The organism is Kocuria salsicia (assembly GCF_007681555.1).
GTDB classification, from domain to species: Bacteria; Actinomycetota; Actinomycetes; order Actinomycetales; family Micrococcaceae; genus Kocuria; species Kocuria salsicia.
In genome coordinates, this window is record NZ_VELE01000001.1 from 943,949 (window position 1) to 968,992 (window position 25,044).

At 69.8% G+C, this 25,044-nt stretch carries 22 protein-coding genes; 7 read left to right on the top strand and 15 right to left on the bottom strand.

Annotation, left to right across the window (positions count from 1 at the left end; genetic code table 11):
• Positions 1-167: 167 nt before the first annotated feature.
• Both FS770_RS04275 and FS770_RS04280 read right to left on the bottom strand, forming a co-directional pair.
• Positions 168-980 carry an SDR family NAD(P)-dependent oxidoreductase gene (locus tag FS770_RS04275; RefSeq protein WP_144940967.1) on the bottom strand — a complete coding sequence of 271 codons (813 nt, stop codon included), beginning with the start codon at positions 978-980 and terminating at the stop codon, positions 168-170.
• Positions 977-1,759 carry a type 1 glutamine amidotransferase domain-containing protein gene (locus FS770_RS04280; RefSeq protein WP_145010098.1) on the bottom strand — a complete coding sequence of 261 codons (783 nt, stop codon included), beginning with the start codon at positions 1,757-1,759 and terminating at the stop codon, positions 977-979. Before FS770_RS04280 ends, FS770_RS04275 begins: the two co-directional genes overlap by 4 nt.
• A 212-nt stretch (positions 1,760-1,971) precedes the next feature.
• Here FS770_RS04280 and FS770_RS04285 point away from each other — a divergent pair, with 212 nt between their 5' ends.
• Positions 1,972-2,367: a hypothetical protein gene (locus FS770_RS04285; protein ID WP_144940972.1), complete on the top strand. Its 396-nt coding sequence runs from the start codon at positions 1,972-1,974 to the stop codon at positions 2,365-2,367.
• 149 nt (positions 2,368-2,516) lie between these two features.
• The gene (locus tag FS770_RS04290) at positions 2,517-4,049 is read left to right on the top strand and encodes an alanine/glycine:cation symporter family protein (protein ID WP_144940975.1); all 1,533 of its coding nucleotides are present in this window, start codon (positions 2,517-2,519) and stop codon (positions 4,047-4,049) included.
• Between the two features lie 161 nt (positions 4,050-4,210).
• Here FS770_RS04290 and FS770_RS04295 read toward each other — a convergent pair whose 3' ends face one another.
• The 4 genes from FS770_RS04295 to FS770_RS04310 all read right to left on the bottom strand — a co-directional run bounded on the left by FS770_RS04295 (position 4,211) and on the right by FS770_RS04310 (position 9,826).
• On the bottom strand, positions 4,211-5,083 hold the full coding sequence (locus FS770_RS04295) for a D-hexose-6-phosphate mutarotase (RefSeq protein ID WP_145010101.1): 873 nt from the start codon (positions 5,081-5,083) through the stop codon (positions 4,211-4,213).
• A 176-nt stretch (positions 5,084-5,259) separates the two neighbouring features.
• Positions 5,260-6,720 (bottom strand): amino acid permease, encoded by a 1,461-nt coding sequence (locus FS770_RS04300; RefSeq protein ID WP_144940980.1) that lies wholly within the window; start codon positions 6,718-6,720, stop codon positions 5,260-5,262.
• Between the two features lie 141 nt (positions 6,721-6,861).
• Positions 6,862-8,328, bottom strand: coding sequence for an alanine/glycine:cation symporter family protein (locus FS770_RS04305; protein ID WP_145010104.1), 1,467 nt, complete (start codon positions 8,326-8,328; stop codon positions 6,862-6,864).
• 247 nt (positions 8,329-8,575) lie between these two features.
• Positions 8,576-9,826 (bottom strand): multidrug effflux MFS transporter, encoded by a 1,251-nt coding sequence (locus FS770_RS04310; RefSeq protein WP_145010107.1) that lies wholly within the window; start codon positions 9,824-9,826, stop codon positions 8,576-8,578.
• A gap of 146 nt (positions 9,827-9,972) precedes the next feature.
• Between FS770_RS04310 and trmB the strand changes: the two genes are divergently transcribed.
• A complete protein-coding gene (gene trmB, locus FS770_RS04315; protein WP_238694045.1) occupies positions 9,973-10,923 on the top strand; it encodes a tRNA (guanosine(46)-N7)-methyltransferase TrmB in 951 nt (316 codons plus the stop codon).
• A 35-nt stretch (positions 10,924-10,958) separates the two neighbouring features.
• On the opposite strand, the gene FS770_RS04320 is transcribed toward trmB, so the two are convergent.
• From FS770_RS04320 to dnaK, 6 genes are all read right to left on the bottom strand, one after another.
• Positions 10,959-12,710, bottom strand: coding sequence for a BCCT family transporter (locus FS770_RS04320; RefSeq protein ID WP_342353654.1), 1,752 nt, complete (start codon positions 12,708-12,710; stop codon positions 10,959-10,961).
• A gap of 26 nt (positions 12,711-12,736) precedes the next feature.
• A complete protein-coding gene (locus FS770_RS14250; protein ID WP_313960143.1) occupies positions 12,737-13,018 on the bottom strand; it encodes a hypothetical protein in 282 nt (93 codons plus the stop codon).
• Between the two features lie 140 nt (positions 13,019-13,158).
• The gene (locus FS770_RS04325) at positions 13,159-13,668 is read right to left on the bottom strand and encodes a heat shock protein transcriptional repressor HspR (protein WP_144941587.1); all 510 of its coding nucleotides are present in this window, start codon (positions 13,666-13,668) and stop codon (positions 13,159-13,161) included.
• A 1-nt stretch (position 13,669) separates the two neighbouring features.
• Positions 13,670-14,695, bottom strand: coding sequence for a DnaJ C-terminal domain-containing protein (locus tag FS770_RS04330; RefSeq protein ID WP_144940988.1), 1,026 nt, complete (start codon positions 14,693-14,695; stop codon positions 13,670-13,672).
• An 83-nt stretch (positions 14,696-14,778) separates the two neighbouring features.
• The gene (locus tag FS770_RS04335) at positions 14,779-15,423 is read right to left on the bottom strand and encodes a nucleotide exchange factor GrpE (protein ID WP_083482254.1); all 645 of its coding nucleotides are present in this window, start codon (positions 15,421-15,423) and stop codon (positions 14,779-14,781) included.
• Positions 15,424-15,425: 2 nt separating this feature from the next.
• On the bottom strand, positions 15,426-17,294 hold the full coding sequence (dnaK, locus tag FS770_RS04340; protein WP_145010110.1) for a molecular chaperone DnaK: 1,869 nt from the start codon (positions 17,292-17,294) through the stop codon (positions 15,426-15,428).
• Between the two features lie 335 nt (positions 17,295-17,629).
• Between dnaK and FS770_RS04345 the strand changes: the two genes are divergently transcribed.
• The 4 genes from FS770_RS04345 (at position 17,630) to FS770_RS04360 (ending at position 21,880) form a co-directional block, all read left to right on the top strand.
• Positions 17,630-19,615, top strand: coding sequence for a BCCT family transporter (locus tag FS770_RS04345; RefSeq protein WP_144940997.1), 1,986 nt, complete (start codon positions 17,630-17,632; stop codon positions 19,613-19,615).
• Positions 19,616-19,848: 233 nt separating this feature from the next.
• Complete coding sequence (locus FS770_RS04350; protein ID WP_094395141.1) at positions 19,849-20,340, top strand: low molecular weight protein-tyrosine-phosphatase; 492 nt, start codon at positions 19,849-19,851, stop codon at positions 20,338-20,340.
• Positions 20,337-20,969 (top strand): uridine kinase family protein, encoded by a 633-nt coding sequence (locus FS770_RS04355; RefSeq protein WP_145010113.1) that lies wholly within the window; start codon positions 20,337-20,339, stop codon positions 20,967-20,969. Before FS770_RS04350 ends, FS770_RS04355 begins: the two co-directional genes overlap by 4 nt.
• Positions 20,966-21,880, top strand: a complete 915-nt coding sequence (locus FS770_RS04360) for an aminotransferase class IV (protein WP_145010116.1) — start codon at positions 20,966-20,968, stop codon at positions 21,878-21,880. Before FS770_RS04355 ends, FS770_RS04360 begins: the two co-directional genes overlap by 4 nt.
• A gap of 27 nt (positions 21,881-21,907) precedes the next feature.
• On the opposite strand, the gene FS770_RS04365 is transcribed toward FS770_RS04360, so the two are convergent.
• Genes FS770_RS04365 through FS770_RS04375 form a run of 3 tightly spaced genes read right to left on the bottom strand, consistent with a single transcriptional unit; the run spans position 21,908 to position 25,040 of the window.
• A complete protein-coding gene (locus FS770_RS04365) occupies positions 21,908-22,711 on the bottom strand; it encodes an energy-coupling factor transporter transmembrane component T family protein (protein WP_145010119.1) in 804 nt (267 codons plus the stop codon).
• The gene (locus FS770_RS04370; protein WP_145010121.1) at positions 22,708-24,417 is read right to left on the bottom strand and encodes an ABC transporter ATP-binding protein; all 1,710 of its coding nucleotides are present in this window, start codon (positions 24,415-24,417) and stop codon (positions 22,708-22,710) included. Before FS770_RS04370 ends, FS770_RS04365 begins: the two co-directional genes overlap by 4 nt.
• Positions 24,414-25,040 carry an ECF transporter S component gene (locus FS770_RS04375; protein ID WP_144941011.1) on the bottom strand — a complete coding sequence of 209 codons (627 nt, stop codon included), beginning with the start codon at positions 25,038-25,040 and terminating at the stop codon, positions 24,414-24,416. The genes FS770_RS04370 and FS770_RS04375 overlap by 4 nt, the downstream gene beginning before the upstream one ends.
• Between the last annotated feature and the right edge of the window lie 4 nt (positions 25,041-25,044).

Consider the following 25,044-nt stretch of genomic DNA (forward strand, 5'->3'; position numbering starts at 1 on the left):
CACGTTCAGTCTCGCGTGTGGTGCAGCTCACCTCCAGGAGTCGCGGAAATGAGTCTCGTGGAAACGAGTCAGCGGGGCCGCCCCGGTCCGGTGTCCGTGGCGACCCCATCGGGGGCCCCGCGCGGTGAACCCGCGCCGTCGCCCCCCCCCCCCCCGCGCGGGTCCTCTCAGTGGGTCCCGTGCAAGGGCGTGGGCCTGCTGTCCTTCGCGAAGCGCCGGGCCTTGACCCGCTCGGGCAGCACCCTGTTGAGCAGCGCGGCCCGGCGCGTGGCGAGGTTGCCGCCGACCACGTGGTCCCTGTCCGCGAACAGCGCCTCGACACCCTGTCGGGCGACCTGCGAGGGGTCGTTCTTCCACTCGTTGGACCCGAAGACCGTGTTGTCCATCCCCGCCGTGTGGTGGAAGCCGGTGGCCGTGGCACCCGGCAGCAGCGCCGTCACGACCACCCCGTACTCCTTCATCTCCTCTCGCAACCCCTGGGCGAACGCGTAGGTGAACGCCCGCGTTGGCCCGTAGATGGACTCGTACGGCGTGGGGGTCAGTGCGGAGAGCGAGGCCGTGATGAGGATCCGCCCGGAACGCTGCCGTGCCATCGTCTGCACGACGTGCTTGGCCAGGCGCACCTGTCCGGTGACGTTGAGGTCCAGCATGCGCAGCTCGTCCTCAAGATCCGTGTCCACGAAGGACCCACCCAGGGACTTCCCGGCGTTGAGCACGGCGACGTCGAGGTGCCGGCCAAGCGACTCGACCTGGTCCCAGACGTGCTCCACCCCCTCGGCGGTACTGAGGTCCGCGCGCACGGAGACCACCGTGCCCACCGGGGTCGCGGCGTCCGCAGCCTTCTCGAGCTCGCTCTGCAGGGTGCCGATCCGCCCGCTCGCACCCACACCCACGATGTCGTAGCCGCGGGCGCTGAGCTGGGCGGCGATCTCGAACCCGATGCCGGAGGAGGCCCCGGTGACCAGCGCGAGAGGCCTCACTCCCGCTCGTCCTCGCCCTCGGCCTTCTCGGCGTCGTGCTCCTCGCGCAGCGCCTGCGCGGCCTGCTCCTCCTCGGCCTTCTGCTCGCGCACCACCTCGGTGAGCAGCTTGGTCATCTCCTTGGCCACGCCGGCCGCGGACTGGGGGTTCTGGCCCGTGACGAGACGCTCGTCCACCTGGACGTTCTCCTCCCAGTTCTCCGCCGCCTTGACGGTGGCGCCCTGCTCCTCGAGCCGGTCCTGGAGCAGGTAGGGCACGGCGTGCCGCTTGCCCACGGCCTCCTCCTCCGCGTTGGTGAACGCGGCCACCTTGCGCCCGGACAGCAGACGCACCCCGTTGGACAGCTCCACGTCCACCAGCCCGGAGGGGCCGTGGCACACGGCACCGACGATGCCACCGGCGTCGTAGACCGCGGCCACGAGCTTCTGCAGGGCCGCGCTGCCCGTGAAGTCCCACATGGTGCCGTGCCCGCCCACGAGGTACACGGCGTCGTACTGCGCAGGGTCCACCACGGAGACCTTCGGGGTGTTGTAGAGGGAGGCCTTCGCGGTCTCGTCCTGGGTGAACTCCACCTGCACCGGGTCCTCCTCCTGGACCTCGTCCCGCGGGGGCCGCCCGCCCTCGATGGAGGCGAAGTCCACGAAGTACCCCGCATCCCGGAACACCTTCCACGGGTGCGACGCCTCGGCCACGTTGTAACCGGTGGGCTCGCCCGTCTCGCCCAGCGTGTCCTGGCTCGTGAGCACCAGCAGGATCTTTTTCATGGTGGTGATGTCCATGACTTCCCTTCTCGAACGGGTCGTGCGGGCGCGGCGCCCGCCGTGTGCCACCACCCTAGGTAGGGCCCCGCCGGGGTGCGCGAGCCGTTCGCTCACGGCATGGGGCGCCAGGGAGGGGTTCAAAACGGGCCGCTGTTAGCATGAGCATCGATCCTCGGCGGGCACCTCGGGCCTCTGCCCGACCCCGCTCCACCCCGATGAAAGGTTCACCCATGCGCATCTCCAACGCCATCCTCCGCGGCGTCTCAGGCGCCTACCTGCTGCAGTCCGGCTACGGCAAGCTCGGCATGGACGCCCAGGCGGCCGAGGGCCTCAAGCAGTTCGCCGCCACCGGCGTCCCACAGTTCGCCGAGTGGGACTCCAAGACCTTCGCCACGTTCATCGCCGGCAGCGAGCTGGCCGTGGGCGCCGCGCTGGTCACCCCGTTCGTCTCCAAGCGCCTCGCCGGCGCGGGGCTGCTCGCGTTCAGCGCCGGGCTGCTGACCATGTACTTCCGCAACTCGGAGATGACCAAGGACGACGGCATCCGCCCCTCCGAGCAGGGCATCTCGCTGTCCAAGGACTTCTTCTTGGCCGCCATCGGTGCGGGCCTGATGGTCCAGAAGTAGCCTCCCCACGCCCTAACGACGGCGACGCCGCAGTGGTCACCACTGCGGCGTCGCCGTATGTCAGGGGGCGGGAGCGAACCCCCGTCCCCCGCCGCCCCTGTGCGCTAGGTTGGACAGCACCGCACGTCCGGTCTCACGAAAGCTCCCCCATGGACACCCTGCAGAACACCCTGGACTTCGTCCGCGACCTCGTCTGGGGGCCCTGGCTCCTGCTGCCCCTGCTCTTCGGCACCGGTGTCTTCCTCACCATCCGGCTGCGCGGCATCCAGTTCCGGCTCTTCACCAAGGCCATGAGCCTGGGCTTCGGGCGCCGCTCCCGGGGCACCGGGGAGAAGGGGGACATCACCTCGTTCGCCGCGATGTCCACCGCGCTGGCCGCCACCGTGGGCACGGGCAACATCGTGGGCGTGGCCGCGGCGATCTCCGTGGGCGGACCCGGGGCCCTGTTCTGGATGTGGCTCACCGCGCTGGTGGGCATGGCGTCCAAGTATGCGGAGTGCTTCCTGGGCGTGCGCTTCCGCACGAGGGATACCGCCGGGCAGCTCACGGGCGGCCCGCAGGTCTACCTGGCGCGCGGGATCCCCAACAAGTTCGGGCGCTTCCTCTCCGTGATGTTCGCAGTGTGCTGCGTTGTGGCCACGTTCGGGATCGGCAACATGACCCAGGGCAACGCGATCGCCTCGAACCTGGAGCACTCCTTCAACGTCCCACCGCTCCTGACGGCCGCCGTCCTGGCCGTGGGCACGGGCATCGCCCTGCTGGGCGGCATCCAGTCCATCGCGAAGGTCACCACCTACCTGGTGCCCCTGATGATCGTGCTCTACATCGGCTCCGGGCTCTACATCATCGGCGTGAACTACCGGGGCATCCCCGAAGCCCTGCGCCTGATCTTCGAGGGCGCCTTCACCCCCATGGGAGCGACCGGCGGCTTCGTGGGCTCCACCGTGCTGATGGCCATCCAGATGGGCGCGGCGCGCTCCCTGTTCTCCAACGAGTCCGGCATGGGCACCGCATCCATCGCGGCCTCGATCGCCCAGACCAGCCACCCCGTGCGACAGGGCCTGGTGTCCATGACCCAGACCTTCGTGGACACCCTGGTGGTCATCTCCATCACGGGCTTCGTGATCCTCTCCACGGGCGTGTGGAGCGGCACGGACACGGCCACCATGACCTCGGTGGCGTTCTCCACCGGCCTGCCCGGCTCCTGGGGCGGCACGATCGTGACCATCTGCCTGGTGCTGCTGGGCTACTCCACGGTGCTCGGCTGGGCCTACTACGGCGAGCGCAACGTAGAGCGCCTGGCCGGTGCCCGGGCGGCGATCGTCTACCGCGTGGTCTTCTCGATCGCAGCCGGCCTGGGCGCGCTGGCGCCGCTGACCCTCGTGTGGACGTTCTCGGACATCATGAACGGATTCATGGCCATCCCCAACCTGATCGGCCTGGTCCTGCTCTCCGGTCTGGTGGTGCGCGAGACGAACCTCTACCTGAAGCACGACCCCAAGTTCAACGCCACCGCGCAGGAGGTGGACAACTTCATGGGCACCCGCCCCGGCGCCCTGGACGCCCAGATCCACCACACAGTGGACCTCACCTCCCCGAAGCCCGCCCTCTCGGAGACGGGCTCGGCGCCCGCACCGCGTTCCGACGCCGACACTGCAGCTGGGCCCCGCGCGAGCGCCTGACAGTTCCGGGGGTCGCTCGCAGGCGGTTCCACGGGTCGCCCGCAGCGGAAGGGCCCAACTCTGCAGTGCGGCGTCGCCCGCCACGAGCGGTCCGGATGCGCGGTGACCGCGAGTCGGCAGGCACGGGGTCCGCAACCCCGCGCCCGCCCGAGCCGGGCGGTTCAGCCCTGCGGGGCGGCGTCGTCCTCGGCGAGCGGCTCCACCTCGATGCTCTGAACGAGCACGTGGGACTCGCCGGCGGCCAGCCGCACGGGCGATCCCATCACGTTGCCTGCCTCGACGCACAGCATCCGCTGCCACTCGTCGTCCGCGAAGTCGGACATGCCCACGGCCTTGTCCTGCCAGGGGTTCCAGACCACGGTGCTGTCCGAGCCCTCCTTGGAGACCACGAGCGTGCGCCCGAGGGCCGGGTCCAGAACCCGGACCTCGCCGCGGTGGGCGAAGACGGCGTCGGTCTCACCCGTGATCGTGAGGTCCCCAGACTGGGTGCGCTGCTCACCTGTGACCTTGTCGTGGTAGGTCACGCCGTCGAGCCCGTGGACCCGCACGCGGGTGGCATCGGCCACGCTGAGGTAGGTGTGCAGGGCCTCCTCGATCTCGAAGGTCTCGTCGCCGGTATTGGTGACGCGCAGGTCCAGGCACAGTGCTGAACCGACGGTCATGCGCAGGGTGGCGGAGAACTCGTACGGGAAGGACTCGCGCAGCTGCTCGGAGACGTCCTGCGGCGTGAGGGAGAAGCTCGCGAACGCGTTGCCGGCGTCGTCCTGACCCTGCTCGTCCAGGTGCCACTCGGTGATCCGGGCGAAGCCGTGGGCGGGGGTCATCTCACCGGTGCGACCGGGACCGAACCACGGGAAGCACACGGGCACGCCGCCGCGGATCGCACGCCCGGTCTCGGTGGCGGCGCGGGAGGAGACCCACAGGACGGGCTCGTGGCCCCCCGGGGCCCAGGACATCGCGTGGGCACCGTAGCTCAGCACGGATCCCTCGCCGTGCGGCGCGGTCAGGGTCAGGGGTTCGGGCAGTCGTGTCATGCCCCCACCATAGGCGGGGGCACGGCCCGTGGGCAGGAGCCCGGGACGCTGGTCCGGAACGGTGGTCCGACGAGCGGGCGCGCAAGGGGACGCCCGAGTCCTCGGCCGGGGCGACGTCGCCCACTCGGCTGGGGCGGCGACGTCTCCTCGGCGGGGACGGCCCCTCGAGGGGCGGTTCAGCCCTCCGAGTGCTCGTTCTCCACGGGGCGTTCCATCTCCTTCTTGAACCACGCGAACGCCTGGCGGTGGGACTCGGTGCGGCGCACGAAGACCCACGCGACGCCCAGCAGTCCGAGCCACACGGGCAGTGCAACGAGGCTCGTTTCCGTCTCCGGTTCGAGGCTCAGCGCCCACACCACGAACGCGAAGAACAGCAGCACGGCGATGCACGCCACCACACCACCCGGCATCTTGTACTCGGAGGAGCGGTGGCGCTCCGGAAACTTGTGGCGGTAGCGCATGTAGGAGACCAGGATCATGGACCACACGAACATGAACAGCAGCGAGGCCACCGAGGTGATGAGGGTGAACGCCTCGATGATCGAGTCCCCGGCGTAGAGCACGGGGATGGTCAGCAGCAGCACAAGGGCGGTGACGTAGAGGGCCCGCACCGGAACACCCACCTTGTTCAGTCCGGTGAACAGCCGCGGTGCGCTGCCCTCCGCCGCGAGGCCGAAGAGCATGCGCGAGGTGGAGAAGACACCGGAGTTCGAGGAGGACATCGCGGAGGTCAGCACCACGAAGTTCACCACGGAGGCCGCGCCAGCCAGCCCGGCCAGCGCGAACATGGCCACGAACGGGGACTGCTCCGGATCGATCGCCCGCCACGGCATGACCACCAGGATGGCCAGCAGGGAGCCCACGTAGAAGATGAGGATGCGCACGGGCACCGAGTTGATCGCGCGCGGCAGGGTCTTGCGGGGATCGCGCGCCTCGGCGGCGGTGGTGCCGACGAGCTCCACACCCACGAACGCGAAGACCGCGATCTGGAACCCCGCGACCACACCCATGGCGCCGTGCGGGAACCACCCGCCGTCGTTCCACAGGTTCGCAATCTGCGCCACGTGGCCGTCTGGGGACGTGAAGTGCGTCAGCGCCATGACCACACCCGTGACGATCAGCGCCAGGATGGCCACAATCTTGATGAGCGCGAACCAGAACTCCATCTCCCCGAAGTTCTTCACGCTCACCGCGTTGAGCAGGAAGACCACGGCGAGCACCACCACCGTGGGCAGCCACAGTGGGACCGAGGGCCACCAGAACTGCATGTAGCCGGTGATGGCCACGAGCTCCGCGATCGCTGTCACGATCCAGCAGAACCAGTAGGACCAGCCCACGAAGAACCCGGCCCACGGCCCGATCAGGTCAGCCGCGAAGTCCGCGAACGTCTTGTAGTGCAGGTTGGACAGAAGCAGCTCCCCCATGGCCCGCATCATGAAGTAGAGGAAGAACCCGATCACCATGTAGACGAAGACCACCGAGGGCCCCGCCAGGGAGATGGTGCGCCCGGAGCCCATGAACAGGCCGGTGCCGATGGCGCCGCCGATCGCAATGAGCTGGATGTGCCGGTTGCTCAGACCCCGCGGGGGCCCGGAGTGGGCGTGGGGCGGGGACACGGCGGAGGAGCTGTTGGTCATGTGTGCTGAGATTACACCTCCGAACTCCCGTCCCCGTGGTGTGGCGCACACGGGCGCTGCCCGCCTTCCCGGGAGCGGGGAGGCGGGCAGCGGGGCCTGCGGACCGGGCAGGGGACGACGTCGCGCCGTCCGGACCGCAGGTCAGGGCGTGCGGGGTGCCCCCGCTCGTTCCGGGGCCACGTAGCTGTCGATCGCGCCGGGGCGGCCCTCCATGAAGCCGTCCACCTGCACCTTGCCGGCCCGCAGCTGGGGGTCGTTGCGCAGGTAGTGCTTGGTCTCCCGCGCCACCAGGCCCGAGAGGATGAGCAGGCCGATCAGGTTGGGGATCGCCATGAGCCCGTTCATCAGGTCCGCGAAGGACCACACGATGGCCAGGGGCACGCTGCAGCCCACGAACACGATGACCGAGAAGAACACGCGGTAGGGCATCACCGAAGCGCGGCCGAAGAGCCGCTCCATGCAGCGCTCGCCGTAGTAGGCCCAGCCCAGGATGGTGGAGTACGCGAAGAGCACCAGGCCGAGCGTCACGATCAGGTGGCCCCAGCCGCCGGGCAGGCCGTGGCTGAACGCGTCACCGGTCATGGTGGCGGCGAAGTCCTTGCCCTGCTCCCACACGCCGGTGGTCACGATGACCAGGCCCGTGCAGGTGACCACGATGATCGTGTCGATGAACGTCTGGGTCATGGACACCAGGCCCTGGCGCACGGGGTGCGTGGTCTGGGCTGCGGCCGCGGCGATGGCTGCCGAGCCCATGCCGGACTCGTTGGAGAAGATGCCTCGGGCCACGCCCATCTGAACCACGACGATGATCGCCGAGCCGGCGAAGCCGCCCACGGCGGAGTGGCCGGTGAACGCCGAGGCGAAGATGGTGCCGAACGCGGCGGGCACGGCCTCGATGTTCACGACCAGGATGAACAGGGCGCCCAGCACGTAGAAGACGATCATCACGGGCACGAGACCCGCGGTGACCTTGCCGATGGACTTGATGCCGCCCACGAGCACGAGCAGTGTGAGCACGGCCAGCACGAGGCCGGTGATCCACACGGGCACGCCGAACGAGGACTCCATGTTCGCGGAGATCGAGTTGCCCTGGGTCATGTTGCCGATGCCGAAGGAGGCCAGCACTGCGGCGACCGCGAAGAACAGGGACAGGAACTTGCCGAAGCCGTTGGGAATGCCGCGGAACAGGTAGTACTGGGGTCCGCCGGAGATCTCACCCTTGGCGTCCCGGGTGCGGAAGCGCACGCCCAGGAACGCCTCCGAGTACTTGGACGCCATGCCCAGCACACCGGTGACCCACATCCAGAACAGCGCGCCGGGCCCGCCGATGGACAGCGCGGTGGCCACGCCCACGATGTTACCGGTGCCCACCGTGGCCGCGAGCGCCGTGGTCAGGGCCTGGAACTGGGAGACGTCACCGCCGGGGGCGTCGTGGTCCTTGCGCTCGAACAGCGCGAGCCGCAGCGCGGGGATCAGCTTGGTGAGCTGCAGTCCCGCGAGCCGGATGGTCAGGTAGATGCCCGTGCCCAGCAGCAGGGGGATCAGCAGGAACGGTCCCCAGACGAACCCGTCCAGGGTGTCGAGGATGGATTGCAGCGCGTCGAGCATGGAAGTCTCCCTCGGTCGTGTGGGGGCCGGAAGCGGTGATTTTCCCGCGGGAACCGTCACCATTTCGGAAAGTGAACCACACCACGGACCCTGCCCGGGGACTCTGCGCTTCATTGCGGGCCATGTCGCGCGGCGGGTGCGGCCGACGACGTCGTCGGGCTCGCGTCGTCGGCCGGGGCCAGCGCGGCGCCGTCGCGCAGAACTGGGGCTGCCCGGCGTCGTGCCGGACGCGGGTGCCGCGCCGCGTTCAGGCACCGCTCTGCGCGTGGTGGGAGTTCGCCAGCCGCACAGTCACCACGGAGACCGCCGCGCACACCGCCATGCACACCGCCATGGGGACGGCGCTGCCCTCCCCCGCGAGCCCCGTCAGGGGCGTGACGATCCCTGCCATCACGAACTGGCCCATGCCCACGACCGCCGAGCCGGTCCCGGAGAGCTTCTTGTGCTGGGCGCGCTGCTGCGCCAGGGCCACGGCGTTGCCCAGCACGAAGCCCATGCATGCCTGGGCCAGGAAGATCAGCACCAGGGTGACCGTGCCCAGGACACCCAGCAGCACGAGCACCACGTTCAGAACCGAGAACACTGTCAGACCCACCACGCCCACCAGCAGCAGGGACTCAGAGGACCGGCTTCCCACGAGCTTGGTGTTGACCACGCCCGTGGCGATGGACCCGCACGCGTTGAGCGCGAAGATCGCGGAGTACGCCAGCGCGCTGTAGCCCAGCACGTTCTGGATCACGAACGAGGACGCGGAGATGTAGGAGAACAGGGCGCCGAAGGCGAACGCGAAGCTCAGCGCGTAGCGGCGGAACACGCGGTCGCGGAGCACCTCCTCGGCATTGCGGAAGATCCGTCCCAGCCCGCCGCCCGAGCGCGCCTCGCGCGGCAGCGTCTCCGGGATGACGAACACGGAGCACGCGAGCATGACCACGCCGAAGCCGGTGAGCACCCAGAACACCACACGCCAGTCCGCCACGGTGGCGATCACCCCGCCGGCCAGCGGTGCAACCACGGGTGCGAGGGACGTGATGAGCGAGAGCACCGAATAGAGCTGGGCGGCGCGGTGGCCACGGGCGATGTCCGAGACCACCGCGCGGGCGATCACCACCCCGGCCGCGCCCGCGACGCCCTGGACGAACCGCAGGGCGAGCACCACGCGGATGTCCGTGGTGAAGATGATGACCACCGAGGAGAGAAGAAACAGTGCCGTGCCCGCGACCATGAGCTTGTGGCGCCCCAGGACGTCCGAGAGCGGGCCGAGCACGAACTGCCCGATCGCCATGCCCACCATGTAGGCGGTGAGGCTCAGCTGAACCATGCTGGCCGTGGTGTCGAACCACTGGGACATCTCCGGCATGGACGCCAGGTACATGTCCGTGGCCATGGGGCTCACGGCGGAGAGGACGCCCAGCGCGCCCACGAACACCACCCGGTCCAGGCGCGGGTTCAACCCCAGTCTGCTGCGAACTGGCTCGGGTGCTTCGGAGCTCTGGGACATGCGGGATCTCCTGGGCGCGCGACGACGCGGCAACGGGGGTGGGATGCCCCCATGCTAGTCGCACGCGCGGTGGCGGATCGTGGGGTTCCGCGCGCAGGCCCGCGGGATCCGCCACACCTCGCGCGCCCCACCTAGGATGTTCCACGATGGAATCCAGCGACCGCACCCCACAGCACCCCGTCCCCGAACGCCCTGTCTCCGAACGCTCCGAGCACGACGCCGCCCTTCCGGGTGCTGGTGCCGAGCGCACCCCCGCGGGCCCCACCTCCGGCGGCCCCGCGGCCGCTGCAGGACAGGCCCCCGGCGCCGAGCAGGGAACCGGGGCGGGTGAGACCCCGGCGGCGGCAGCGCCGTCGAACCCGGCGTTCCACCGCCAGCCCTACTCCTTCGTGCGCCGCGGGGACCGGCTGTCCCCCAAGCGCCAGAAGGCGTGGGACGAGCACGCGGGCGAATGGGTCCTGGAGATCCCGCGCGTCATGACCGACACCTCCGTGGACCCCTCCTACCGCCTGGACCACGAGGCAGCCTTTGGGCGGGTGGCGCCGCTCGTGGTGGAGATCGGCTCGGGGCTCGGCGAGGCGATCGTGGCCCACGCCGCCGCGCACCCGGAGCTCGACCACCTGGCCGTGGAGGTCTACAAGCCCGGGATCGCGGACCTGCTCATGAAGGCGGCACAGGCCGGAGTCACCAACGTGCGCGTGGCCCAGGCCAACGCCCCGGAGGTCCTGGAGCACATGCTCGAGCCCGGCTCCGTGCACGAGCTGTGGGTGTTCTTCCCGGACCCCTGGCACAAGACCCGCCACCACAAGCGCCGGCTGGTCTCCCCCGCCTTCGCCGAGCTCGCCGCCCGCGTCCTGGAGCCGGGCGGGATCTGGCACCTGGCCACGGACTGGCAGGAGTACGCCGTGGTGATGCGCGAGGTCCTCGACGCCGCGGCTGCAGACTTCGAGAACCTCCACCCGGGCCCTCTCGCGGACGACGAGCACCCGGACACCGGCTGGGCACCCCGCTGGGAGGGCAGGATCCTCACGAGCTTCGAGCGCAAGGCCACCGAGGCCGGTCGCGTGCCGCGGGACCTGGCCTACCGGCGTCGCTGACGGCGACCGGCCCCGGGTTCGCTCCCGCCCGGGGCCTACCGCCGTCCGCTCCCCGCCGAATCCCCAGCATGGCCCTGCGAGGGCTCCCCTGTGTCATCGTGTCCCACCTCTTCCGGGACCCCCGTGAACTCGCCCGTCTCGTAGTCGTAGTCCACGGGGTTGCCGTCCTCGTCCGTGCGCTGGTACCAGTCGGTGACCTCCGGCGCGGAGGAGTCGAAGTCCGCGCCCGTGGCCCACTTGCTGTCCGGGGCGTGCTCCACGGCGAACGTGAAGTCGTCGCCGTACTCGTCGATCCCGTGGCGCACGGACTTGTCCACCGCCCAGCGCGAGTACTGCTCGCGGATGATCATCGGGTCCCGCCGCAGGTCCTTGTGCAGGGCCACGGCCATCGCGAACATGATGAGCGTGAACGGCAGGGCGGTGATCGTGATGAGGTTCTGCAGCCCGGTCAGCGCGTTCTGCCCGCCGATCAGCAGCATCACCACGGCGATCCCGGCCATGCACAGGCCCCAGAACACCGTCACCCGCCGCTTGGGGTTGGGGTTGCCCCGCTGGGACATCTGCGAGGTCACCACGGAGGCCGAGTCCGCGGTGGTCACGAAGAAGACCGCGAGCATGACCACCACCACACCCGCCATGATCCCGGCGCCCGGCAGCCCGTCCAGGACGGTGAAGAAGATCTCCTCCGGCGGGGGCAGGGTGTCCACCGTGTTGTCCGGGGCGATCGCGCGGGTCTGCAGCTGCTGCCAGATGGCGGTGCCGCCCAGCACGGTGAAGGCCATGACCACGATGGTCGAGGGGATGAACAGCACCCCCAGCACGAACTGGCGGATGGTGCGCCCCCGGGAGATCTTGGCCACGAAGATCCCCACGAACGGCGCCCAGGAGACCCACCAGGCCCAGTAGAACCTGGTCCAGGTGGAGAGGAACTTCTGCATCTGCGGACCGTCGGACATGGACGCCGAGAGCATGTCCGGCAGCTCGGCGAAGTACGTGACGATCACCGCGGGCACGTAGTTGAGCAGGAACGTCGTGGGCCCCAGGACGAAGAAGAACAGCGCGAGGCCGATGGCCAGCACCATGTTGATGTTGGACAGCCACCGGATGCCCTTGGCCACCCCGGAGACTGCGGAGGCGATGAACCCGGCTGTCAGTACCGAGATGATGGTGAGCGCACCGGCGTTGCCCGTGGACCCCATGCCCGTGAAGATGTCCACCCCGCGGCTGATCTGCAGTGCACCGATGCCCAGCGCGGCCGCCGTGCCGAACAGGGTGGCCAGGATCGCGAGGATGTCGATGACCCGCCCCACCACGTTGTCCGTGCGCCCCTGCCGGAAGAACGGCGCGAACACGGAGCTCATGAGCGGAACCCGGCCGCGCCGGTAGGAGGTGTAGCCCACCGCCACGCCCACGAGACCGTAGATGGCCCACGCGTTGAGCCCCCAGTGCAGGGCGGCCTGCGCGGAGGCCTTCTTCATGGCCTCCATGGTCCCTGGCTCCGCGGAGCCAGGGCGCGGTGAGAAGAAGTAGGTCATCGGCTCGAACGGGCCGAAGAAGATGATGCCGATCCCGATCCCCGCGGCGAACAGCATGGCCGCCCACGACGCTGTGGAGTATGCGGGGGTGTCCCCGTCGAGGCCGAGGGGGATCCTGCCGTAGTGCGAGAACGCGAGGTACAGCAGGTAGACCAGCAGTCCGATCGCCAGCAGGTTGAAGGACCAGCCCATGTTCAGCATGGCCCAGTTCAGTGCAGCCCCGGACGCCGCGGTCAGCGAGTCCGTGTCCACGAGACCCCACACGATGAACCCGACGATCAGGCCGCCGGGGCCACGCCCACCACCAGCTTGTCCACGCCGTAGCGGACCCTCTGGTCCTCCACCGAGACGCCGGGCACCACGGCCGGGTGGATGTTGTGGGGGTAGCTGATCTCGGAGAGGAAGGACTTCGCGCCGCGCACCCCGCGCTGAGCCACCGGCTCCCGGCGGGCCTGTCCGGAGCGGCTCCCGGCGGGTCTTTGGGCGGCGGAGGGTTCGTGGGCGGCGGAGGGTCCGTGCGCTGCAGCGCGTTTCTCGTGGGGTGGGCGGGATTCTGACACGGACGGCTCCTGGGATCGGGGCGGGGCCTTCCCAGGGTATGTCCCCGCCCGTGTCCCCGCGCACACCCGGGTGCCCCCCCCCGGACGACCACGGTCCCCGCACCGTCCGGAGACAGTGCGGGGACCGTGGTGGCGGGTTCTCAGCCCGGGCCGCTGCCCCGGGCCGAACGCCGTGGGGCGCCCGACGCCGCCGTGGCGGGTTCCCGGTCCGCGGTGCCGCCGGACCGCGCCGGGCGGTAGAGCATCAGCGCCTGGGAGACCTTGCGGGGGGCGCGGCGTCCCCCGCGGGCAATGCGCACCACCTCCCCGCCGGAGCCCGCGATGAAGATCTTCTCCCGCTCGCTGCGGGCCTGGCGCTCGTTCTCCAGCTCCTCCGAGAGCTCGGTGACGCGCGACTGCAGCGCCTGCACCTGGTTCTCCAGCTGCATGATCCGCTTGATCCCCTCGAGGGACACGCCCGCCTGGGAGAGCTCCTGGATCTGGCGCAGCTTCTGCACGTCCAGCTGCGAGTAGCGCCGTGCCCGCCCGGAGGCCCGCGACGGCGTCACAAGCCCCAGGCGGTCGTACTGGCGCAGGGTCTGCGGGTGCATGTCCGCGAGCTCGGCCGCCACCGAGATCACGAACCCGGGCTTCGTGAAGTCCACCGCCATCTCAGACGGCCGCTTGCGCACCCAGGTCCGCACGCGGGTCGAAGTCCTCCGTGGCGGCGGCGAAGTCCTCGAGTGCCTGCCGTGCGGCGTCGTTGATCGTGGCGGGCAGCACGATCTGCACGGTGACGATCATGTTCCCGGTGCTAGACCCGGACGTGAAACCCTTGCCCTTGACGCGCATCCGGCGCCCCGAGGAGGTGCCGGCGGGAACCTTCACGTTCACGTGGCCCCCGTCCAAGGTGGGGACCTGGACGGTCGCGCCGAGACCCGCCTCCGCCACGGAGACCGGAACGGTGACGTGCACGTCCTGGCCCTCGCGGGTGAAGAACGGGTGCTCCTTGACCTTGACGGTCACGAAGAGGTCCCCGTTGCCGCCCGGGCCGGTGTGGCCCTTGCCCGCGATCTTCAGCCGCTGACCGTCCTTGACGCCCTTGGGCACGCGCACCGTGGTGGTCTGGCCGTTGCCTCGGCGCAGCTTCACCGTGGTGCCGTTGTACGCCGAGCGCAGCGGGATGGTGGTGGTCGTGTGGATGTCCTCGCCCTTGGCGGGCGGGGCCTGGTAGCCGCTGAAGCCACCCTGAGCGCCGAACCCGGACTGGCCGCCGAAGCCGCCGCCCTGGCCCCCGCCGAACTGGGCGAAGATGTCCTCGAAACCCCCGCCACCGCCGCTGGAGGTGGTGTAGCGCCGTCGGCCACCACCGCCGTTGAAGATGTCTCCGAAGATGTCCTCGAAGCCCGCTCCGCCGGCGCCGCCGGCACCCTCCGGACCGCCGGCCGTGAAGCGCGCGCCGGAGCCCATGGCCCGGATCGCGTCGTACTGCTCACGCTCCTCGGGGTCCGAGAGCACCGAGTTCGCCTCGGTGATGTCCTTGAACCGTTTCTCCGCAGCCGCATCCCCGGGGTTCTGGTCCGGGTGGTACTTGCGGGCCAGCTTGCGGTACGCCTTCTTGACGTCAGCTTGGGATGCGTCCTTGGAGACGCCCAGGACGCTGTAGAAGTCCTTGTCAATCCAGTCCTGACTGGCCATGACGCCTCCTTTCTCTTCGATGTGCTGTAATACGGCTCGGGGCGGGTCCCGTCATGTGGACCCGCCCCGAGTTCACGGTGTCGCTACGGCTGCGTCGCCACGGCCACCTGGGCCGCTCGGACGACCTTGTTGCCCACCTTGAAGCCCGAGCGCAGCACCATGGACACATGATCCGGTGCCACGTCCTGGGTGGGCTGCTGCAGAACGGCCTCGTGGATGTTCGGGTCGAACACCTCACCCACCTCGCCGATCCGCGTGAGCCCCTTCTTGGTGAGGGCCTCCTCGAGCTTCGCGGCGATCGCCGCGAACGGGCCCTCCTCGAGGTCCCCCGCCTTGCGGGCGGCGTCGACGTCGTCGAGGACCGGCAGCAGCGCGGCAACCATCTCGCCGGACACGAAGTCCCGCAACTGGTCCTTCTCACGCACGGTGCGGTTCCTGAAGTTCACGAACTCCGCCTGCAGCCGGCGGAGGTCCTCCAACCGCTCGTCCGCGAGCTTCTGCGCCTCGGAGCCCTGGGCCTCCGATCCGCCCGCCGGGGCGGCGTCGCCCTGGAGCGACGCCGCGTCCGCGGCCCCGGCGTCCTGGGACTGGGGGGTGTCGAGGATGTCGTCCACGGTCAGACCCTCCTGTCCCTGTGCGCCGTCGGCCTGCTGGGCATGCTCAGCCGAGTGGTCCGGGTCCTGCGGCACGGACTGGCCGTTGCCCGTCGGGTTCTCGGAATCGCTCATGCTCACTTCTTCCCGTCGTTGTCGTCGTCCACGACCTCGGCGTCGACGATGTCGTCGTCCTTGGCCTGGGCGCCCTCGGCACCGGCAGCACCCGTCTGGGCACCCTCGGCACCCTCGTTCTGGGACTGCGCGTACAGCGCCTCGCCGATCTTGGTCTGTGAGGTCTGCAGCTTCTCGAACGCGGTCTTCACAGCGTCGTCGTCATCGCCCTCGAGCGCGGCCTTGACGGCATCCACGTCCGCCTGGACCTCGGTCTTGACGTCCTCGGGGATGGCGCCCTCGTCGTCCTTGATCAGCTTCTCCACCGAGTACGCGGTCTGCTCCGCGTTGTTGCGGCGGTCCGCGGCCTCACGGCGCTGCTTGTCGGCGTCCGCGTTGGCCTCGGCGTCCTTCACCATGCGGTCGATGTCCTCCTTGGACAGCGAGGTGCCGCCCGTGATGGTCATCGACTGCTCCTTGCCCGTGCCCTTGTCCTTGGCGGACACGTGCACGATGCCGTTGGCGTCGATATCGAAGGTGACCTCGATCTGCGGCATGCCGCGCGGGGCCGGCGCGATGCCGGTCAGCTCGAACGTGCCCAGGTTCTTGTTGTCCCGGGTGAACTCGCGCTCACCCTGGAAGACCTGGATGGACACGGAGGGCTGGTTGTCCTCGGCGGTCGTGAAGGTCTCGGAGCGCTTCGTGGGGATGGCCGTGTTGCGCTCGATGAGCTTGGTCATCACGCCGCCCTTGGTCTCGATGCCCAGCGACAGCGGGGTCACGTCGATCAGCAGGACGTCCTTGCGGTCACCCTTGAGCACGCCGGCCTGGATGGCGGCACCCACGGCCACGACCTCGTCCGGGTTCACGCCCTTGTTCGGGGCCTTGCCGGCCAGCTGCGTGACCTTCTCGACCACGGCGGGCATGCGGGTGGAGCCACCCACGAGCACCACGTGGTCGATGTCCGAGACCTTGATCCCGGCCTCCGCGATGACGTCCTTGAACGGCTTCTCGGTGCGGGCCAGCAGATCCTTGGTGAGGTCCTCGAACTTGGCGCGGGACAGCTTCTCGTCCAGGTGCACCGGACCCTCGGGAGTCACGGACAGGTACTGCAGGGAGATGGTGGTGGAGGTGGCGGAGGACAGCTCCTTCTTGGCCTGCTCGGCCGCCTCCTTCAGGCGCTGCAGGGCGATCTTGTCCTTGGACAGGTCCGCACCGGTCTTGGACTTCACCTGCTCCAGCAGCCAGTCCACGATCCGCTGGTCCCAGTCGTCGCCGCCGAGGCGGTTGTCACCGGCGGTGGCGCGGACCTGGATGGTGGAGAAGTCGTCCTCGTCCTTGCCGACTTCCAGCAGGGAGACGTCGAACGTGCCGCCACCGAGGTCGAAGACCAGGATGAGCTCGTCCTCCTTGCCCTTCTCCAGACCGTAGGCCAGGGCCGCTGCGGTGGGCTCGTTGACGATGCGCAGCACGTTCATGCCGGCGATCTCACCGGCCTCCTTGGTGGCCTGGCGCTCGGCGTCGTTGAAGTACGCGGGGACGGTGATCACGGCGTCCGTGACCGTGTCGCCCAGGTAGGACTCGGCATCCGCCTTGAGCTTCATGAGAATGCGGGCGGAGATCTCCTGCGGGGTGTACTTCTTGCCGTCGATCTCGGTGGTCCAGTCGGTGCCCATGTGGCGCTTCACGGAGGCCACGGTGCGGTCCACGTTCGTCACGGCCTGGCGCTTGGCCACGTCACCCACGAGGGTCTCGCCGTCCTTGGAGAACGCCACGACGGACGGGGTGGTGCGGTTGCCCTCGGCGTTCGCGATGACGACGGGCTCGCCACCCTCGAGAACCGCCACCACAGAGTTGGTGGTGCCGAGGTCGATTCCTACTGCACGGGACATTGTCGATCCTTTCGTTGATGCCATGCGGTCCGCACGAGGACCGGATCCTCGTGTCTCTCGAACCTTGAAGACTTGAGCTTTCGAGACTCAAGTTTACACCTCGTACCATCCGTGTCAACAGAGTTGAGCAGGATTCACTCAACTTTTTTCCGGCTGCTCCCCACGTGGCGGCTACTCTCCGGTTACCCTCCGCGCGATTCCGGGTTACACTGAAGGTTTGTGCACCCAGAGCGACATCGTTTGCCCGCGGCGCAGTCCACACGTCACCGACACGGGAGTTCCACCGCGCCTCCACCCGTCCCCGATCACTCACCGCCACAGTCAGGAGAACTGTCTTGAGCACCCCACCCCATTCCGAGGACCGACGACCGTCGGACTCGACGACCACCCCCGGCTCCACGGGCACCCCCACCCGCAGCCGCCCCCGGAAGATCATCGACGAGCTCACCTACCCCCACGGCATCCACCCGGCACTGGTCCCGGGCGTCGGCGTGGAGGACCGCAAGGTCAAGTTCGGCACCGACAGGGTGGTCTTCGCGATCACCGCGGTCCTCGTGGTGGGCTTCATCGCGTGGGGCGTGCTCGGCACGGACAGCCTCTCGACGGTCTCGGCCACCGCGCTCGCGTGGGTCACGGACAACACCGGCTGGTTCTTCATCCTGCTCTCCACCGCGGCCGTGGTCTTCATGATCTTCATCGGCTTCACCCGCACAGGAAAGATCAAGCTCGGCCGTGACGACGAGGAGCCCGAGTACTCCTTCTTCTCCTGGCTCGCGATGCTCTTCGCGGCGGGCATGGGCATCGGCCTGGTCTTCTACGGCGCGTTCGAGCCCATGAGCTACTTCGAGGGCGGGATCCCCGGCTTCTCGAAGGTCGCCGAGGCCGGCAGCGACTCCATGGTGGTCTACGCCCTCGTGCAGTCCGCCTTCCACTGGGCCCTGAACCCGTGGGCCATCTACGCCGTCGTCGGCGTCTCCGTGGCCTACGGCGCCTACCGCCGCGGCCGGGCCCCGCTGATCTCGCGCGTGTTCACCGCGCTGCTCGGCCACAAGCGCGTGGACGGCACCCTGGGCAAGCTGATCGACGTCTTCGCGATCTTCGCCACCCTCTTCGGCACCGCCGCGTCCCTGGGCGTGGGAGCCATGCAGATCGGCTCCGGCATCTCGATCGTGGGCGGGCTGGACAAGCTCAGCAACAACGCGCTGATCGTGATCATCGCGCTGCTGTCCGTGGGCTTCATCATCTCCGCCGTCTCGGGCGTCTCCCGCGGCATCCGCTACCTGTCGAACATCAACCTCTCGCTCGCCTTCGTGCTGGCGCTGTTCGTGTTCCTCGTGGGACCCACGGTCTTCCTGCTGACGCTGATCCCCTCCACGTTCTCCACGTACGTGTCCGAGTACCTCTTCATGACCGGCCAGTCGGCCGCGTGGGGCCCGCAGAGCGCCGAGTTCTCCAACACGTGGACCGTGTACTACTGGGCCTGGTGGCTCTCGTGGTCCCCGTTCGTGGGCATGTTCATCGCCAAGATCTCCCGTGGCCGCACCATCCGCCAGTTCGTGACCGTCGTGCTCGTGGTCCCGGCCTCGGTGTGCATCCTGTGGTTCATCGTCTTCGGCGGCTCCGCCATGTTCTTCGCGAAGAACGGGGCGGACCTTTCCGTGGACAACGGCGCCGAGTCCATGCTCTTCGGACTCTTCGACCAGCTCCCGCTCACGGCCGTCACCTCGGTGCTGGCCATGGTCGTCATCGGCATCTTCTTCGTGACGAGTGCGGACTCCGCCTCCGTGGTCATGGGCACCATGACCCAGCGCGGACGCCCGGACCCCAGCAAGTGGATCGTCATCTTCTGGGGCGCGTGCCTCGCCGGCATCGCGATCGTCATGCTCCTGGTGGCGGGCAACGACGCCCTGGCTGGCATGCAGCGCCTGGTGATCGTCTCGGCGCTGCCGTTCGCGGTGGTCGTGGCCATGATGATGGTCGCCCTGTACCGGGACCTGCGCAACGACCCCGCCACGCTGCGCACCAAGTTCGCGTACTCGGCCGTCCAGAAGGCCGTGGCCTCCGGGCTCGCCGAGCACGGTGACAACTTCGCCCTGCAGGTGGAGCGCGCCGAGGGCCATCGCGCCGCCGGCGACGCGTTCGACTCGCACGATCCGGCGATCACCGAGTGGTACCGCCAGACGGACGAGAACGGTGACGAGACGGACTTCCAGTACAAGTCCGAGTGGGTCACCTCCGCCGTGGACGACATCGCCAAGGACACCCCGGAGGGCGAGGCCCCCTGGGACCAGACGACCCCCAAGCACCTCGACGAGAAGTGACTCCGGCGCTCCCCTGCGGAGCCGCCACCCGGTAGTGATGCGAACGGGGTGCACGTCCACGGACGTGCACCCCGTTCCGTGTGTGTTCCCGGCTCCGCAGCGCCGTCGCCGCCCAGCCCGGAGCACCGTCGTCACCCCGGCCGAACCCCGCGGATTTCGCCGCTGGCGTGGCGGCGGGGTGCACGGACCCCAGGGCCGCTCACCCGGCGCGGATTTTTCGTACAGTGGAGACCATGTTCAACATCGTCACGGTGTGCACCGGCAACATCTGCCGCTCCCCCATGGCCGAGGCGCTCCTGCGCGCCGAGCTCGACCGCGCAGGGCTCTGCGGGCGAGTGGCGGTCGGCTCCGCCGGGGTGAGCGACGAGGAGCACGGCAATCCCGTGGACCCGCGCGCCCGGGCCGTGATCGCGCACCACCACCTCGACCTCCCCGACCACTGCGCGCACAGAATCACCGACGCCGAGCTCGCGGACGCAGACATGCTGCTCGCCATGACGAACTCCCAACGCGAACAGTTGCGGCGCCGCCTGCCCCCGGACCGCGCCGACACCGTGCGTCTGATGCGCAGCTTCGACCCGCAGGCCGAGGCCTCCGGCACGGACCTCGACATCGCGGACCCGTGGTACGGAGGTTCGGAGGACTTCGACACAGCCTGGGAGCAGATCGCGGCGGCCACCCCCGGCGTCGTGACCTGGGTGCGCGAACGGGTCGAGGCCCCGTGATCGCACCGGACGAAGGATTCCACGACGATGAGATCGCCCAGTTCCCGGACGGCGTCAACCTCGCGCGGCTGCTGCCGCCAGCCACGCGCCGCCCGTTCGTTGTGGGCATCGATGGCCGCTCCGGCGCGGGCAAGACCACCCTCACGGATCAGCTTGTGGCGGTGCTGCGGCGCTCGTACGACGTCGTGACCTTCCGCCTGGAGGACCTGTACCCGGGCTGGAACGGACTGGCCGAGGGCATGAGCGAGTACCGCACACGCATCCTCGAACCGCTGCGGCGCGGCGAGGACGCGCACTGGACCGCCTGGGACTGGCTGACCAGCGAACCGGGCACGCCCCGGCTCACGCGCGCCGCCGAGATCGTCCTGGTGGAGGGCGTGGGAGCCTGCCACCGCGAGGCCCGGGCGCTGCTCGACACGTCCGTGTGGGTGGAGCTGCCCACGTGGCAGCGCAAGCAGCGGGCCCTCGCCCGCGACGGTGCCACGTACGAGAACTACTGGGACGTGTGGGCCGAGCAGGAGGAGCACTACCTCGCGGAGGACCCCGTGTGGGAGGCCGCGGACATCATCCACCCTGGCCCCGCGCCCCAGCTTCCCGCACCGACCGCCGAGGAGCGGGACGGCTCGTGAGCTCCGGACCGGGCGCCGCGGTGCTGCTGTCCCCCGTGACGGGTCCGCCCCGCCCGGTTGATCCGCGCGAGCCCATGGTGCGCCTGGAGGACCAGGCGCTCACCCGCGGTGACGGGATCTTCGAGACGCTGCACGTGCTGGACGGCACCGCCTACAAGTTCGACGCGCACCACGCCCGGCTCGCCGCCTCCGCCCGCACCGCGGACCTTCCCGCGCCCCCGCAGGACGTCTGCCGCGCGGCCCTGGCCATGGGGCTCGACGCCGCCGGGCCGGGTTCCCACGACCCGTCCCGTGATCTCGGGGCCGAGCACTCGGTCAAGCTGAGCGTGAGCCGGGGCGTGCCGGGTGGTGAGCCGTGGGCGTGGCTCACCGTGTCGCCGGTGCCCCCGCAGACCTTCGAGGCCCGCCAGGACGGCGTGTCCGTGCTGCTGCTGGAACGCGGCCACGACCCGGCCGAGGACTCCGGGATGCCCTGGCTGCTTCCCGGTGTGAAGACGCTTTCCTACGCGGTCAACATGGCCGCCGTCCGCCACGCCCGGGCGAACGGCGCGCAGGACGTCGTGTTCACCACGTCCACGGACCGCAGGATCCTTGAGGGGGCAACGTCGTCGGTGGTGTGCGCCCGCACCTCGCCCGGGCAACCACCCACCCTGGTGACGCCCGAACCGTCACGCGGCATCCTGCCGGGGACGTCACAGGCCAGGATCTTCGACGCCGCGCGCCGTCACGGCTGGGGCGTGGACTACGGGCCCCTGCATCCCCGGGACCTCCTGGAGGCGGACGCCGTGTGGCTCACGTCCTCGGTGCGACTCGCGGTGCCCGTGACCAGGGTGGACGGCCACCCCGTCCGCTCGGACCCCGCCCTGACCCGCACCCTGACCGACTTCCTGCTGGGGCGCGCAGACGGCTGATGCAGGCGGGCGAGGGCCGATCCGTGATCACTGCCAGATGTAGCGGTGCGTCCCCATTCCCATCGACAGGACAAGAGCACCGACTGCCGTCACGACGACCGCCACCCCCACGAGCACGTCCACCCGGCTGTAGTGCAGGGGACGGGCCCAGGTGCGCGGTCCCGCCCCGAACCCTCGCGCCTCCATGGTCATGGCCAGCCGGGTCGCGCGGCGCAGGGACTGGACGAGCAGGGTGAACGCCTGACCGCCGAATTCTCCGGCCACACCCCACGGCGTGTGGGATCCTCCGGCCCCGCGGGCGCGGCGAGCAGCCGTCAGGACGCTCCACTCGGTGATCATGACCTCCACGAGACGCATCGCAGCCAGGGCAGCCAGGACGAAGCGCGCGGGCAGCTTGAGCGTCTGGGCGAGACCGTCCGCGAGGTCCGTGGGGTCGGTGGTCAGCAGCACCGTGATCCCAGGCAGGGCGATGGCCAGCCCGCGCAGCGCGATTGCCCCGCCAGCCGCGAGAGATCCGGTGGTCACGGTGATCCATCCGAGCTGCAGCAGAACGGGGCCACCGGCGTCGGAGAGCATCGCCGTTCCCCAGCCACTGATCAGGGCTGCCACGAGGATCGGCCACAGCCGCGTGAGCAGCCGCAGCGGTCGCATGCCCACCCCCGCGAGCAGGAGCAGCTGACCCCCCAGGGCCACCGCGTTCGTCACGGGATCGGCGCTGAGCACGATCACCACGGTGATCAGCAGCGCACCGAGCAGCTTCACCACGGGATTCGCCCGGGCCAGCAGCCCGCTCCGGGGGCCCAAGATGCCCGGTGTTGCCGTGGTGCTCATGAGCCCAGCCCCACTTCCTCCGCGTCGAGCGCGGTCATGAGGTCCCGGTCGTGCGTCACTGCCACCACGGCCGTGCCCCTGTCCATCTCTTCCGCCAGGAGATCCACGAGTTCCTTCCAGGTGCGGGCGTCCTGGCCGAATGTGGGCTCGTCGAGGATCACCACTGCGGGTGCCGCTGCGAGCACCGTGGCTACGGAGAGCCGACGCTTCTGGCCCCCGGAGAGCGTGAAGGGGTTGGCCCCGGCCAGGTCCTCCAGGCGCAGCCGCCGCAGCAGGTCCGCAACCCGGGCGTCGTCGGCCGTCACGTCCCGCCGCGGCTTTGAGCGCTCCGAGTGGCGGCGCAGCTGCTCCGGACCGAATTCGAGCTCCTCCCGCACCGTTGAGCGCAGGAACTGGTGCTCGGGGTGCTGGAACACGGTGCCCACCCTCGAGATCAGCTCGCTGCCGTCCCACAGGCCAGGATCCGGTGGCGCGTCATCTGCCAGGACGGCGGAGGCTCGCACCGTGCCGCGCACGGGCACCAGGAGACCGGCCAGTGTGAGGGCGAGCGTCGACTTCCCGGCCCCGTTGGGTCCGGTGACGGCCAGGGCGCGGCCCGCGCGGACGTCCAGCGTGATGTGCTCGGCCGCGGGCGGGAAGTCCACCACTCTGCGTGCCGGCGCCTCGAGAGTTTCGCCACGCCGCCACGACCTGCGGGCCCGACGCCGCTCGCGCGCCACCACTCGACGCGACGGCTGGATGCGGGAGACTCCCAGCTCCCGGGCGCTGAGGAGGACCGCACCGTCCCGGGGCGCAGGGCTCCCCGCGGCGTGCGGGGGACGGTCTCGACCGGAGCGCGCGGTGCCCGCACCGCGTGGGCACTCGTCCCCGCCGTCGGGACCCTCGGCCGCCGCGTCGACCTCGACAGCTCTGCGGTGGGCGGGCGGACGCGTCGTCGGAACCCAGTCCGGAACCCACGTGCCCTGCGCCTGCAGCAGCTTCCGGGCATCGTGGAGCGTCTCCCGGGTGGGGCCGTCGAAGGCCACCGAGCCGTTGTCGTCGAGCACGATCACCCGGTGCACCACCGGTTCCCACAGTGCAACACGGTGCTCCACGACCACCAGGGTAGTGCCGTCCTGCCGGACGGCCCGGGACACGGCCCGGCAGAGTTCCACCGCTCCCTCGTGGTCCACGCTGGCCGTCGGCTCGTCGAGCAGCAGCAGGCGGGGCCGCATGGCCATGACACCCGCGAGCGCCAGGCGCTGCTTCTGACCACCGGACAGCGCCGTGGTGGAGTGCTCCAGGGGGAGGTGGAGACCGACCCTGTCCAGCGCCTCGTGGACGCGCGGCCAGATCTGCTCACGGGGAACGGCCAGGTTCTCGAGACCGAACGCGACGTCGTCCCCGATCCGCGAGAGAACCACCTGCGTCTCCGGATCCTGGTGCATGAAGCCCACGGCCCCCCGCGCGTCGCGCGGGTCGGCGCCGTCGACCGTCAGTTCACCCGATCGGGACTGCCCGTCCGGATCCTGCTCCACACCCGCCAGGGCCTGCAGCAGGGTGGACTTGCCGGCACCGGAAGGACCCAGGAGCAGAACGCGCTCCCCTGCACCGATCTGCGCATCCACCCCCGCGAGGCTCGGGTTCTGGCGCCCGGGGTAGTGCCAGCCGAAGTTCTCGAGACAGACCGACGCGCCCACCGGGATGGTGGCCGACGCGGCTGTCATCGCCGGCGCGCGGCGCCGGATGCGAGGGCGCTGAGGACGCCCGTGGCCTGCAGCGCACGCACCACGAGCCACATCAGGGCGCCGGCGATCACGGCGCCGGAGAGCGTGGTGAACACGGCGTAGACAAGTTTCTGGTCCGTGGCCCACTCGTAGTTGTACAAGATGTTCTCGCTCACGGCGAGGAAGAGCCCGGAGACCGCGCCGCCCACTGTGGCCGTGAGGAGCCCGAAGCTGCGGTAGCGGGTCAGCAGGAAGACGATCTCCACCCCCAGGCCCTGGATCACCCCGGAGAGGACCACGAGCCATCCCGCGTGGGTGCCCAGGAACATCTCCAGCACGGCCGCGAGCAGCTCACAGAAGATCGCGGCACCCGGCTTGCGGATGATCAGTGCACCGAGCGTGCCGGCCACGAGCCAGCCGCCCACGATGAGCCCGCCCGCGGGCGGATACGCCACGGACCCCGCAGAGACGGCCGGGGCGAGCAGGTTGGACCACAGCCAGAAGACCACGGCGCACACCGCCGCGAGAACGGAGGCGACCACGATGTCCACCACCCGCCACGAGTGCCGCCGGGAATTGCGTCCCTGGGGCGTTCGCGTGGATCTGGTGCCGACCTGTGTCATGTGA